The 13,017-nt window shown below is 65.9% G+C and carries 10 protein-coding genes and 1 pseudogene; all 11 read right to left on the minus strand.

The window, feature by feature from the left end; translation table 11 throughout:
• Window positions 1–4: 4 nt before the first annotated feature.
• Complete coding sequence (gene rplB / locus ACIBVQ_RS09600) at window positions 5–841, minus strand: 50S ribosomal protein L2 (protein WP_352015607.1); 837 nt, start codon at window positions 839–841, stop codon at window positions 5–7.
• Between the two features lie 92 nt (window positions 842–933).
• The gene (rplW, locus tag ACIBVQ_RS09605; RefSeq protein ID WP_352015608.1) at window positions 934–1,236 is read right to left on the minus strand and encodes a 50S ribosomal protein L23; all 303 of its coding nucleotides are present in this window, start codon (window positions 1,234–1,236) and stop codon (window positions 934–936) included.
• Window positions 1,236–1,883 (minus strand): 50S ribosomal protein L4, encoded by a 648-nt coding sequence (gene rplD, locus ACIBVQ_RS09610; RefSeq protein WP_352015609.1) that lies wholly within the window; start codon window positions 1,881–1,883, stop codon window positions 1,236–1,238. The genes rplW and rplD overlap by 1 nt, the downstream gene beginning before the upstream one ends.
• Window positions 1,880–2,533: a 50S ribosomal protein L3 gene (gene rplC / locus ACIBVQ_RS09615; RefSeq protein WP_352015610.1), complete on the minus strand. Its 654-nt coding sequence runs from the start codon at window positions 2,531–2,533 to the stop codon at window positions 1,880–1,882. Before rplC ends, rplD begins: the two co-directional genes overlap by 4 nt.
• A gap of 14 nt (window positions 2,534–2,547) precedes the next feature.
• Window positions 2,548–2,856, minus strand: a complete 309-nt coding sequence (gene rpsJ, locus ACIBVQ_RS09620) for a 30S ribosomal protein S10 (RefSeq protein WP_012887830.1) — start codon at window positions 2,854–2,856, stop codon at window positions 2,548–2,550.
• A gap of 256 nt (window positions 2,857–3,112) precedes the next feature.
• Window positions 3,113–4,306: an elongation factor Tu gene (tuf, locus tag ACIBVQ_RS09625; RefSeq protein ID WP_352015611.1), complete on the minus strand. Its 1,194-nt coding sequence runs from the start codon at window positions 4,304–4,306 to the stop codon at window positions 3,113–3,115.
• A gap of 158 nt (window positions 4,307–4,464) precedes the next feature.
• Window positions 4,465–6,513 carry an elongation factor G gene (fusA, locus tag ACIBVQ_RS09630; protein ID WP_386194097.1) on the minus strand — a complete coding sequence of 683 codons (2,049 nt, stop codon included), beginning with the start codon at window positions 6,511–6,513 and terminating at the stop codon, window positions 4,465–4,467.
• 87 nt (window positions 6,514–6,600) lie between these two features.
• Complete coding sequence (gene rpsG, locus ACIBVQ_RS09635; protein WP_179819699.1) at window positions 6,601–7,071, minus strand: 30S ribosomal protein S7; 471 nt, start codon at window positions 7,069–7,071, stop codon at window positions 6,601–6,603.
• A 2-nt stretch (window positions 7,072–7,073) separates the two neighbouring features.
• Complete coding sequence (rpsL, locus tag ACIBVQ_RS09640; RefSeq protein ID WP_012887826.1) at window positions 7,074–7,445, minus strand: 30S ribosomal protein S12; 372 nt, start codon at window positions 7,443–7,445, stop codon at window positions 7,074–7,076.
• Between the two features lie 523 nt (window positions 7,446–7,968).
• A complete protein-coding gene (locus tag ACIBVQ_RS09645) occupies window positions 7,969–11,856 on the minus strand; it encodes a DNA-directed RNA polymerase subunit beta' (protein ID WP_352015613.1) in 3,888 nt (1,295 codons plus the stop codon).
• Window positions 11,857–11,883: 27 nt separating this feature from the next.
• Window positions 11,884–13,017, minus strand: a pseudogene (locus ACIBVQ_RS09650) (DNA-directed RNA polymerase subunit beta); the annotation flags it as partial.

Consider the following 13,017-nt stretch of genomic DNA (forward strand, 5'->3'; position numbering starts at 1 on the left):
GCTCCTACCGCTTCTTCCGCTTGGTCCGACGACGGATGATCAGCCGGTCGCTGGCCTTGTTCGCCGCACGGGTACGACCCTCGGGCTTGCCCTTCGGGTTCACGGGGTGACGACCACCAGAGGTCTTACCCTCACCACCACCGTGCGGGTGGTCGACCGGGTTCATCGCGACACCGCGGACGGTGGGGCGCTTGCCCTTCCACCGCATGCGGCCGGCCTTACCCCAGTTGATGTTCGCCTGCTCGGCGTTGCCGACCTGGCCGATGGAGGCCCGGCAGCGGACGTCGACCTGGCGCATTTCGCCGGAGGGCATACGCAGCGTGGCGTACTGCCCCTCCTTGGCGAGGAGCTGGATCTGCGCGCCGGCGGACCGGCCCAGCTTGGCGCCGCCGCCCGGACGGAGCTCCACCGCGTGGATGAAGGTACCGGTCGGGATGTTGCGCAGCGGCAGGCAGTTGCCGGGCTTGATGTCGGCCGTGGGGCCGTTCTCGATCTTGTCGCCCTGCTTCAGACCGGTCGGGCAGAGGATGTAGCGCTTCTCCCCGTCGGCGTAGTGCAGCAGCGCGATCCGGGAGGTGCGGTTGGGGTCGTACTCGATGTGAGCGACCTTGGCCGGGATCCCGTCCTTGTCATGGCGCCGGAAGTCGATGATCCGGTAGGCGCGCTTGTGGCCACCACCCTGGTGACGAGCGGTCACCCGGCCGTGGACGTTGCGCCCTCCCTTGCTGTGCAAGGGGGCAAGCAGCGACTTCTCGGGCGTGCTGCGCGTGATCTCGGCGAAGTCCGAGACACTGGCGCCGCGGCGACCCGGGGTCGTCGGCTTGAGTTTACGGATGCCCATCTTTTTCGTTCATCCTTCGTCGGTTAATCCGGTCGAATGCCCCCCGCTGTAGACGGGGGGCATTCTCCCTGTTCCTTACTTCAGCGAGCGGGTCAGCCGACCTGGCCGAAGATGTCGATACGGTCACCCTCGACCAGGCTCACGATCGCGCGCTTGGTGCTGGGGCGCTGGCCGTAACCGAACTTGGTCCGCTTGCGCTTGCCCTGGCGGTTGATGGTGTTCACACTGACCACCTTGACGCCGAAGATCTGCTCAATGGCGATCTTCACCTGCGTCTTGTTGGCGGTCTTCCGCACCAGGAACGTGTACTTGTTGTTCTCGTCGATCAGGCCGTAGCTCTTCTCGGAGACGATCGGCTTGATGATGATGTCACGCGGGTCGGCGATCTTCTCCATCAGGCGTCTTCCTTCCCGCTCTGGCTCAGGCGCGCGACGACCTGGTCGTACGCCTCCTGAGTGAAGACGACGTCGTCGTAGCAGAGCACGTCGTAGGTGTTCAGCTGCCCGGCGTCCAGCAGGTGGACCTCCGGAGCGTTGCGCAGGCTCAGCCAGGTGAGCTCGTCGCCCTCGTCGACGACGACCAGGACGCTGCGGGCCTGCGTGACCTTGCGCAGCGCCTCAAGCGCCACCTTGGTCTTGGGGGTCTCCCCGGTGACCAGCGAGCTGACCACGTGGACACGACCGCCGGTGGCCCGGTCGGACAGGGCGCCACGCAGGGCGGCGGCCTTCATCTTCTTGGGCGTCCGCTGGCTGTAGTCCCTCGGGACCGGACCGTGGACGGTGCCACCGCCGGTGAACTGCGGAGCGCGGGTCGAACCCTGACGGGCGCGGCCGGTGCCCTTCTGACGGTACGGCTTCTTGCCGCCACCGCTGACCTCACCACGGGTCTTGGCCTTGTGCGTGCCCTGCCGGCGAGCGGCGAGCTGGGCCACGACGACCTGGTGGATCAGCGGAACGTTGACCTTGGCGCCGAAGACGTCGCCGGGGAGGTCGACCGTACCGGACTTCGCGCCGCTCGCGTCGAGGACGTCAATGGTGCTCACTTGGCAGCCCCCTTCTTGGCAGCGGTGCGGAGGAGAACCAGGCTGCCGTTGGCGCCGGGGATCGCACCCTTGATCAGGATGAGGCCCTTCTCGGCGTCCACGGCGTGAACCTTGAGGCTCTGGATGGTGGTGCGGACGTTACCCATCCGACCGGCCATGCGCAGGCCCTTGAAAACGCGGCCCGGGGTGGCGCAGCCGCCGATGGAACCCGGCGAACGGTGCTTGCGCTGGGTACCGTGCGAGGCGCCCAGACCCTTGAAGCCGTGACGCTTCATGACACCGGCGTAGCCCTTACCCTTGCTCTTGCCCGTCACATCGACGAACTGGCCCGCCTCGAAGGTGTCGGCCAGAACCTCCTGGCCCAGGGTGTAGTCACTCGCGTCGTCGGTACGGATCTCCGTGAAGTAACGACGCGGGGTGATGTCGTGCTTGCGCAGGTAGTCGCCGAGCGGCTTGTTGACCTTCCGCGGGTCGACCTGCCCGAAACCGAGCTGTACGGCGGAGTAGCCGTCCTTCTCGGGCGTGCGGACACGGGTCACGACGCACGGACCGGCCTCAACGACGGTCACCGGGACCATCCGGTTGTCCGCGTCGAAGACCTGGGTCATGCCGAGCTTCTTGCCCAGGACGCCCTTGATCTGCTTAGCCATGTCAGTGCGTTCCCTCAGAGCTTGATCGAGATGTCAACGCCGGCGGGGAGGTCGAGTCGCATGAGCGAGTCGACCGTCTTCGGCGTCGGGTCGATGATGTCAATCAGCCGCTTGTGCGTACGCATCTCAAAGTGCTCGCGGCTGTCCTTGTACTTGTGCGGCGAGCGGATGACGCAGTACACGTTCTTCTCGGTCGGCAGCGGCACCGGGCCCGCGACCTTAGCGCCAGTCCGCGTGACCGTCTCGACGATCTTCTTGGCCGAGCTGTCGATGACCTCGTGGTCATAGGCCTTGAGCCGAATGCGGATCTTCTGTCCCGCCATAATGGCCTCGGTGTCCTTCGCTGTCGTCTGAAAAAGTTGCGTGCGGCCTGTTGCCGCTAAATGTGTCCCACGGAGCAGACGCAGATGATCTGCGCTTTCTTCCGTGATCTGGCGGTTAGTTCGGTCACGGTGCGGCCGAACCAACTGCGAGATCACGGTTCTCGTGGGGCGTGAGACGCGGGCCGTACGGCACGAGCCTCCTCGTGGCGCGGCGGCCGACCCTGGGATGAGGGCCGACCGCCACTCCGCGATCGAACTACTTGATGATCTTGGTAACGCGACCCGCACCGACGGTGCGGCCACCCTCGCGGATGGCGAACTTGAGACCGTCCTCCATGGCGATGGGCTGGATGAGCTGGACGCTCATCTCAGTGTTGTCGCCAGGCATGACCATCTCGGTGCCCTCGGGCAGGTTGACAACACCGGTCACGTCAGTCGTACGGAAGTAGAACTGCGGACGGTAGTTGTTGAAGAACGGCGTGTGGCGGCCGCCCTCGTCCTTGCTCAGGATGTAGACCTGGGCCTCGAACTCGGTGTGCGGGGTCGTGGTGCCCGGCTTGATGATGCACTGGCCGCGCTCAACGTCCTCGCGCTTGATGCCACGCAGGAGCAGACCGACGTTGTCACCGGCCTGGCCCTCGTCGAGGAGCTTGCGGAACATCTCGACACCGGTGACCGTGGTGGTGGTCTTGGTGTCCTTGATGCCGATGATGTCAACGGTCTCGTTGACCTTGATGATGCCGCGCTCGATACGGCCGGTGACGACGGTGCCGCGACCGGTGATCGAGAAGACGTCCTCGATCGGCATGAGGAACGGCTTGTCGGTCTCACGCTGCGGCTGCGGGACGTTCTCGTCCACCGCGGTCATGAGCTCGATGATGCTGTCGCCCCACTTCTCGTCGCCCTCCAGCGCCTTGAGCGCGGAGACGCGAACGACCGGCAGGTCGTCGCCGGGGAACTCCTGGGCCGAGAGAAGCTCACGGACCTCAAGCTCGACGAGCTCCAGGATCTCCTCGTCGTCCACCATGTCGGCCTTGTTCAGGGCGACAACGATGTAGGGAACGCCGACCTGGCGGGCCAGGAGGACGTGCTCCTTCGTCTGCGGCATCGGACCGTCGGTGGCGGCGACCACGAGGATCGCGCCGTCCATCTGAGCCGCACCGGTGATCATGTTCTTCACGTAGTCGGCGTGACCGGGGCAGTCCACGTGGGCGTAGTGACGCTGCTCGGTCTGGTACTCGACGTGCGCGATGGAGATCGTGATACCACGAGCCTTCTCCTCCGGCGCCTTGTCGATCTTGTCGAACGGGGTCGCCTCGTTGAGGTTCGGGTAACGCTCGTGGAGCACCTTGGTGATCGCCGCGGTCAGAGTGGTCTTGCCGTGGTCGATGTGCCCAATGGTGCCGATGTTTACGTGCGGCTTGGTCCGCTCGAACTTGGCCTTGGCCACTGCTCTGTCTCCTTAGAGATTCTGACTTGACTTGCGTCTTTTCACTCGGGTTCGGGTGGCGCGTCCCCGAGGGGACCCGCCGATGAGAACCTCGCCCGCACGCCCCGGTGGCGGTTGGCGATCCTCTCGCCCTCCGTCACCGACGGCGGATACCGGGCTTACTCGCCCCGTACCTTCGCGACGATCTCCTTGGCGATGTGCGCAGGCACTTCCGCATAGGAGTCGAACTGCATGCTGTAGCTCGCGCGTCCCTGCGTCTTGCTACGGAGGTCACCCACGTAGCCGAACATCTCAGAGAGCGGCACGAGCGCGCTGACGACACGGTTGCCACCGCGCTCGTCCATCGCCTGGATCTGCCCGCGGCGACCGTTGAGGTCACCGATGACGTCACCCATGTAGTCCTCGGGCGTGGTGACCTCAACGGCCATCATCGGCTCCAGGATTACGGCGTCCGCCTTGCGCGCGGCCTCCTTGAAGGCCATCGAGCCGGCGATCTTGAAGGCCATTTCGGACGAGTCAACCTCGTGGTAGGCACCGTCCTGCAGGGTGACCTTGACCCCGACCATGGGGTAGCCGGCGAGAACACCGAACTCGGCGGCCTCCTGGGCGCCCGCGTCGACCGAGGGGATGTACTCCCTCGGGATACGGCCACCGGAGACCTTGTTCTCGAACTCGTAGCCGTCGTTGCCCTCGCCCAGCGGCTCGATGTCGATGATGACCTTCGCGAACTGACCCGATCCACCGGTCTGCTTCTTGTGGACGTAGTCGACCTTCTCCACCTTGCGGCGGATGGTCTCGCGGTAGGCCACCTGCGGGCGACCGACGTTGGCCTCGACCTTGAACTCACGGCGCATCCGGTCGACGAGGATCTCCAGGTGGAGCTCGCCCATACCCCAGATGACCGTCTGGCCGGTCTCCTCGTCACGACGGACCTGGAAGGACGGGTCCTCCTCGGCCAGACGCTGGATCGCGGTGCCCAGCTTCTCCTGGTCGCCCTTGGTCTTGGGCTCGATCGCGACGTTGATGACCGGAGCCGGGAAGTTCATCGACTCCAGGACGACCGGCTTGGCCGGGTCGGCCAGGGTGTCACCGGTGGTGGTGTCCTTCAGACCCATGACGGCGACGATCTGACCGGCGTGCGCCGACGAGCGCTCCTCGCGCTTGTTGGCGTGCATCTGGTAGATCTTGCCGATCCGCTCCTTGCGGCCCTTCACCGAGTTGACCACCGCGGTGCCGGTCTCGAGCGTGCCCGAGTAGATGCGGATGTAGGTGAGACGGCCCAGGTGCTGGTCGCTCATGATCTTGAAGGCCAGCGCGGCGAACGGCTCGTTCACATCCGCGTGGCGCTCGACGACCTCTTCCTCGTTGCCGACCGCGTGGCCCTTGAAGGCCGGGATGTCGGTCGGGGCGGGGAGGTAGGCGACGATCGCGTCGAGGAGGGGCTGAACGCCCTTGTTCTTGAACGCGGTGCCGGTCAGAACCGGGTTGATGGCGCTGGCCAGCGTCGCGCGGCGGATGGCCGCGACCAGCTGCTCCTCGGTGGGCTCGACGCCCTCAAGGAAGAGCTCCATCAGCTCGTCGTCGTTCTCGGCGACGGTCTCGACGAGCTTGTCACGCCACTCGCGGGCCGCCTCGGCGTGCTCGGCCGGGATGTCCACGATCTCGTACATCTCGCCCTTGGCCGCCTCGGCGCTCCAGAGCAGGCCCTTCATCTTCACCAGGTCGATGACGCCCTTGAAGTCGGCCTCGACGCCCCAGGGAAGCTGGACGACCGCGGGGGTCGCGTGCAGACGGCTGACCATCATGTCGACGCAGCGGTGGAACTCCGCGCCGACACGGTCCATCTTGTTGACGAAGCAGATGCGGGGCACGCCGTAACGGTCGGCCTGACGCCAGACCGTCTCGGACTGGGGCTCCACACCGGCGACGCCGTCGAACACGGCGACGGCACCGTCGAGGACGCGGAGCGAGCGCTCCACCTCGATCGTGAAGTCCACGTGACCCGGGGTGTCGATGATGTTGATCGTGTGGCCGAGCCACTCGCAGGTCGTAGCAGCGGAGGTGATGGTGATACCACGCTCCTGCTCCTGCTCCATCCAGTCCATCGTGGCTGCGCCCTCGTGGACCTCACCGAGCTTGTAGTTGATGCCGGTGTAGAACAGGATGCGCTCGGTCGTCGTGGTCTTGCCCGCGTCGATGTGGGCCATGATGCCGATGTTTCGGACCTTGGCCAGGTCAAGAGCGGTCGTGGTGGCCACTTCTCTCGCGTCCTCGTCGTCTCGTCGAACCCGCTGTTACCAGCGGTAGTGGGCGAAGGCCTTGTTGGACTCGGCCATCTTGTGGGTGTCCTCGCGCTTCTTGACGCTGGCGCCGAGGCCGTTGCTGGCGTCGAGCAGCTCGTTCATGAGGCGCTCGGTCATGGTCTTCTCGCGGCGGGCGCGGGAGTACTGCACCAGCCAGCGCAGGGCCAGGGTGGTGCTGCGCGCGGCGCGCACCTCGACCGGAACCTGGTAGGTCGCGCCACCGACACGGCGGCTGCGGACCTCAAGGGTCGGCTTGACGTTGTCCAGAGCCCGCTTCAGGGTGACGACCGGGTCGTTGCCCGTCTTCTCCCTGGCACCCTCAAGGGCGCCGTACACGATGGACTGAGCGATGGAGCGCTTGCCGTCCAGGAGCACCTTGTTGATGAGGGCGGTGACCAGGGGCGAGTTGTGGACCGGGTCAGCCATGAGCTGACGACGGCCAGGAGAACCCTTGCGAGGCATTCTTACTTCTCCTTCTTCGCGCCGTAACGGCTACGGGCCTGCTTACGGTTACGAACACCCTGGGTGTCCAGCGAACCACGGATGATCTTGTAGCGAACACCCGGCAGGTCCTTCACACGACCGCCACGCACGAGCACGATGGAGTGCTCCTGAAGGTTGTGTCCCACACCGGGGATGTAGGCCGTGACCTCGATGCCGTTGGTGAGCCGGACACGCGCGACCTTACGGAGCGCCGAGTTCGGCTTCTTGGGGGTCGTGGTGTAAACGCGCATGCAGGTGCCGCGTCGCTGAGGGCTGGCCTTGAGCGCCGGGGTCTTGGTCTTGGTGACCTTGTCCTGGCGGCCCTTGCGGACCAGCTGCTGAATCGTAGGCACCGCGTCTCCGTTCGTGCTTGCCGGTGATTCGAATGTCGTTGCTTTTGCAGGCACTGCCGGTGTCATGACCTGCGGTTTTTCCATCCACTCCGACCCACGCGCTCGGGCGTGTCGCGCACTTGTCGCGCCACTTCCCGAGGAGGGCCGCTCCGGTGGAGGAAGCCATACGGCGCCTCTGTCAACTCCCAGACGGGAGACCTATCGACGCGCACGCATGAGAGCCCATGAAGCCACGGGCACGAACGGAAAGACTACCTAGTCCAACGCAACACGTCAAAACGGTTGCGCCCTCCGGTCGCCGTTGCGAGCGCCCGTGTTCGTGTCGCGACTCCGCAGCCGATTTCCAGCCGGCCGCTGTCGGGTCCAGGCCACAGTTTACCCACCTTCAAGGACTCCTCCGGCCGTTCCGGTTACGAGCTCGTGGCTTTCCGGGCAACGTTCCGGTCAAAAAGCATCCGGACGCGACGGCGCCCGGTCCCCCTTTCGGAGAACCGGGCGCCGTCGTCGATCCGTTGCCTACCGGCTAGCGGTTGTACTGACCGAAGTCGTACTCCTCCAGCGGTACGGCCTCACCCGAGCCGGAGCCGAAGGTGTAGTCGGCCGCGGAGCCGTCGTAACCGCCGACGGTGTACATCGCGGCCTTGGCCTCCTCGGTCGGCTCGACCCGGATGTTGCGGTACTGCGGCATGCCGGTACCGGCCGGGATGAGCTTTCCGATGATGACGTTCTCCTTGAGGCCGAGCAGCGAGTCCGACTTGGCGTGGATCGCCGCGTCGGTGAGCACTCGCGTCGTCTCCTGGAAGGACGCCGCCGACAGCCAGGACTCGGTGGCCAGCGACGCCTTGGTGATACCCATCAGCACCGGACGACCGGAGGCCGGGGTACCGCCCTCGGCGACGCACTCGCGGTTGACCCGCTCGAAGCGCGGCCGCTCGACGAGCTCGCCGGGCAGCATGTCGGAGTCACCCGACTCAAGCACGTTCACGCGCTTGAGCATCTGCCTGACGATGATCTCGATGTGCTTGTCGTGGATCGACACACCCTGCGAGCGGTACACCTGCTGGACCTCGGCCACCAGGTGCAGCTGCACGGCCCGGGGGCCGAGGATGCGCAGCACCTCGTTGGGGTTGACGGCACCGGCGATCAGCTGCTGGCCGACCTTGACGTGCTGTCCCTCGGAGACCAGCATGCGCGAGCGCATCGACACCGGGTAGGCGATCTCGTCCGAACCGTCGTCCGGGACGATCACGATCTTCCGGGTCTTGTCGGTCTCGTCGATGCGGACCCGACCCTCGGCCTCGCTGATCGGGGCGACGCCCTTGGGGACGCGCGCCTCGAAGAGCTCCTGGACACGGGGCAGACCGTGGGTGATGTCCGCACCGGCCACACCACCGGTGTGGAAGGTACGCATCGTCAGCTGGGTGCCGGGCTCACCGATCGACTGGGCGGCGATGATGCCGACCGCCTCGCCGACGTCCACGAGCTTGCCGGTGGCCAGCGAACGGCCGTAGCAGGTGGCGCAGACACCGATCTTGGCCTCGCAGACGAGAGCGCTGCGGGTCCTGACGGTCTCGATACCGGCCTCGACCAGCGCGCTGACCTGGGCGTCGCCGATGTCGACGCCCGCGTTCGCGATGATCTTGCCGTCCACCTCGACGTCCTCGGCCAGGATGCGGCCGTGCACGTTGCTCTCGGCGTTCTCAGCCTTGACCAGGTTGCCCTGGGCGTCGCGCTCGCCGACGTTCAGCGGGACCGCGCGGTCGGTGCCGCAGTCGATCTCGCGAACGATGACGTCCTGCGCGACGTCCACCAGACGACGGGTCAGGTAACCCGAGTCGGCGGTCCGCAGCGCGGTGTCGGCCAGACCCTTTCGCTGTCCGTGGGTGGAGATGAAGTACTCCAGCACCGACAGGCCCTCACGGAAGGAGGCCTTGATCGGACGCGGGATCGTCTCACCCTTGGTGTTGGACACCAGACCACGGATGCCGGAGATCTGACGGACCTGCATCAGGTTTCCTCGGGCGCCCGACTGGACCATCATCCAGACCGGGTTGGTCTTCGGGAACGCCTTCTGCATGTCGTCGGTCACGTCACTGGTCGCGTGCGTCCAGATCTCGATGAGCTCCTGACGGCGCTCCTCGTCGGTGATGAGACCGCGCTCGTACTCACGCTGGACCTTGTCGGCCCTGCGCTCGTACGTCTCCATGATCGTGGACTTGTTCGGCGGCGCGATGACGTCCTCGATGGAGATCGTCACACCGGCCCTGGTCGCCCAGTAGAAGCCCGCGTCCTTGAGCGCGTCGAGCGCCGCGGCGACCTCGACCTTCGGGTACTTCTCCGCCAGCTCGTTGACGATCGCGGACAGCTGCTTCTTGCCGACCTGCGAGTTGACGTAAGGGTAGTTCGCGGGCAGCGTCTGGTTGAACAGGCAGCGGCCCAGCGTGGTCTCCAGCCGGTACGGCTCGTTCGGCTCCCAGCCCTCGGGGGCGGCCCAACCGCGAGGCGGCGGGACGTCACCCTTCATCCGGATCTGGATCTTGGCCTGGATGTCCAGCTCGCGCCGGTCGAAGGCCATGAGCGCCTCGGAGACCGAGCCGAAGACCCGGCCGTGTCCCGGAGCGTCCTCGTCGTCGTCCTTGATGGTGGTCAGGGAGTACAGACCGATGATCATGTCCTGGGTGGGCATGGTCACCGGCTTGCCGTCGGCCGGCTTCAGGATGTTGTTGGTGGACAGCATCAGGATGCGGGCCTCTGCCTGCGCCTCCGCGGACAGCGGCAGGTGCACGGCCATCTGGTCACCGTCGAAGTCCGCGTTGAACGCGGTGCAGACGAGCGGGTGGATCTGGATGGCCTTGCCCTCGACCAGCTGCGGCTCGAAGGCCTGGATGCCCAGGCGGTGCAGCGTCGGCGCGCGGTTGAGCAGCACGGGGTGCTCGGTGATGACCTCTTCGAGGACGTCCCACACGACCGGGCGCGCACGCTCGACCATCCGCTTGGCTGACTTGATGTTCTGCGCGTGGTTCAGGTCGACCAGACGCTTCATCACGAACGGCTTGAACAGCTCCAGCGCCATCTGCTTGGGCAGACCGCACTGGTGCAGCTTCAGCTGCGGACCGACGACGATGACCGAACGGCCGGAGTAGTCGACACGCTTGCCCAGCAGGTTCTGACGGAAACGACCCTGCTTGCCCTTCAGCATGTCACTGAGGGACTTCAGCGGGCGGTTGCCGGGACCGGTGACCGGACGGCCGCGACGGCCGTTGTCGAACAGCGCGTCGACGGCCTCCTGGAGCATCCGCTTCTCGTTGTTCACGATGATCTCGGGGGCGCCGAGGTCAAGAAGACGCTTGAGGCGGTTGTTCCGGTTGATCACACGGCGGTACAGGTCGTTCAGGTCCGAGGTCGCGAACCGGCCACCGTCGAGCTGCACCATGGGGCGCAGGTCCGGCGGGATGACCGGGATGCAGTCCAGCACCATGCCGTTGGGCGAGTTGCGGGTGTTCAGGAACGCGGAGACGACCTTGAGGCGCTTGAGCGCGCGGGCCTTCTTCTGGCCCTTGCCGCTGCGGATCGTCTCGCGGAGGTTCTCGGCCTCAAGTTCGAGGTCGAAGTTGGTCAGGCGCTCCTGGATGGCCTGGGCGCCCATGCCACCGCGGAAGTAGCGGCCGAAACGGTCGCGCATCTCGCGGTAGAGCAGCTCGTCGCCCTCAAGGTCCTGGACCTTGAGGTTCTTGAAGCGGCTCCAGACCTCGTCGAGACGGTCCAGCTCACGCTGGGCCCGGTCGCGAAGCTGGCGCATCTCGCGCTCGGCGCCCTCACGGACCTTGCGGCGCTGGTCGCCCTTGGCGCCCGCGGCCTCAAGCTCGGTCAGGTCGCCTTCGAGCTTCTTCTGCCTGGCCTCGACGTCGGCGTCACGACGCTGCTCGACGTGCTGGCGCTCGACCGAGATCTTCGCCTCCAGCGACGGCAGGTCGCGGTCGCGCATCTCCTTGTCGACATGCGTGATCATGTAGGCCGCGAAGTAGATGACCTTCTCCAGGTCCTTCGGGGCCAGGTCGAGCAGGTATCCCAGACGGGACGGGACGCCCTTGAAGTACCAGATGTGCGTGACGGGCGCGGCCAGCTCGATGTGGCCCATCCGCTCACGACGCACCTTGGCACGGGTGACCTCGACGCCACACCGCTCACAGATGATGCCCTTGAAGCGCACGCGCTTGTACTTGCCGCAGTAGCACTCCCAGTCCCGGGTCGGACCGAAGATCTTCTCGCAGAAGAGTCCGTCCTTCTCGGGCTTGAGGGTCCGGTAGTTGATGGTCTCGGGCTTCTTGACCTCACCGTGCGACCACTGGCGGATGTCGTCAGCCGTCGCGAGGCCGATCCGAAGCTCGTCGAAGAAGTTGACGTCCAGCATGTGTTGTTCCCCTCCTCAGCTTCTAGATCAGACCTCTTCGACGCTGCTCGGCTCGCGCCGGGACAGGTCGATGCCGAGCTCTTCGGCGGCGCGGAAGACGTCCTCGTCGGTGTCGCGCATCTCGATGGACATGCCGTCGCTGGAGAGCACCTCGACGTTCAGGCACAGCGACTGCATTTCCTTGATGAGGACCTTGAAGGACTCCGGGATGCCCGGCTCGGGGATGTTCTCGCCCTTGACGATCGCCTCGTAGACCTTCACCCGGCCCAGCACGTCGTCCGACTTGATCGTCAGCAGCTCCTGGAGGGCGTAGGCGGCGCCGTAGGCCTCCAGCGCCCACACCTCCATCTCACCGAACCGCTGACCGCCGAACTGCGCCTTACCACCCAGCGGCTGCTGCGTGATCATCGAGTACGGGCCCGTCGACCGAGCGTGGATCTTGTCGTCGACCAGGTGCAGCAGCTTCAGGATGTAGATGTAACCCACCGAGATCGGGTGCGGGAACGGCTCCCCCGAACGCCCGTCGAACAGGCGGGCCTTGCCGTTCGGGCCGACCATACGGCCGCCGTCCCTGTTGACCAGGGTGTTGTCGAGCAGGCCGACGATCTCTTCCTCGTGGGCGCCGTCGAAGACCGGGGTGGCCATGTTGGTGCGGGGCTCGACCTCGGCGAAGCCCTTGTCACGCAGCCGCTCGGCCCAGGCCTCCTGCACGCCGGAGATGTCCCAGCCGCGGGCGGCGATCCACCCCAGATGGGTCTCCAGCACCTGGCCGACGTTCATCCGGCCCGGCACGCCGAGCGGGTTGAGGATGATGTCGACCGGGGTGCCGTCCTCCAGGAACGGCATGTCCTCCACCGGCAGGATCTTGGAGATGACGCCCTTGTTGCCGTGACGGCCGGCGAGCTTGTCACCGTCGGTGATCTTGCGCTTCTGCGCCACGTACACGCGCACCAGCTCGTTGACGCCCGGCGGCAGCTCGTCGCCCTCCTCACGGGAGAAGACACGCACGCCGATGACCTTGCCCTGCTCGCCGTGCGGGACCTTCAGCGAGGTGTCACGCACCTCACGGGCCTTCTCCCCGAAGATCGCCCGCAGCAGCCGCTCCTCCGGCGTCAGCTCGGTCTCCCCCTTCGGGGTGACCTTGCCGACCAGGATGTCGCC

The sequence above is a fragment of the Streptosporangium sp. NPDC049376 genome, from assembly GCF_044466505.1.
Classification (GTDB): Bacteria; Actinomycetota; Actinomycetes; order Streptosporangiales; family Streptosporangiaceae; genus Streptosporangium.

Bases quoted from the DNA above. Each gene is read 5' to 3' on its own strand.
- rplC (WP_352015610.1), bottom strand. From the start codon at position 2,533: ATGGCTAAGCAGATCAAGGGCGTCCTGGGCAAGAAGCTCGGCATGACC.
- fusA (WP_386194097.1), bottom strand. From the start codon at position 6,513: ATGGCCCACATCGACGCGGGCAAGACCACGACGACCGAGCGCATCCTG.
- rpsJ (WP_012887830.1), bottom strand. From the start codon at position 2,856: ATGGCGGGACAGAAGATCCGCATTCGGCTCAAGGCCTATGACCACGAG.
- rplW (WP_352015608.1), bottom strand. From the start codon at position 1,236: ATGGAGAAGATCGCCGACCCGCGTGACATCATCATCAAGCCGATCGTC.
- ACIBVQ_RS09645 (WP_352015613.1), bottom strand. From the start codon at position 11,856: ATGCTGGACGTCAACTTCTTCGACGAGCTTCGGATCGGCCTCGCGACG.
- rpsG (WP_179819699.1), bottom strand. From the start codon at position 7,071: ATGCCTCGCAAGGGTTCTCCTGGCCGTCGTCAGCTCATGGCTGACCCG.
- rplB (WP_352015607.1), bottom strand. From the start codon at position 841: ATGGGCATCCGTAAACTCAAGCCGACGACCCCGGGTCGCCGCGGCGCC.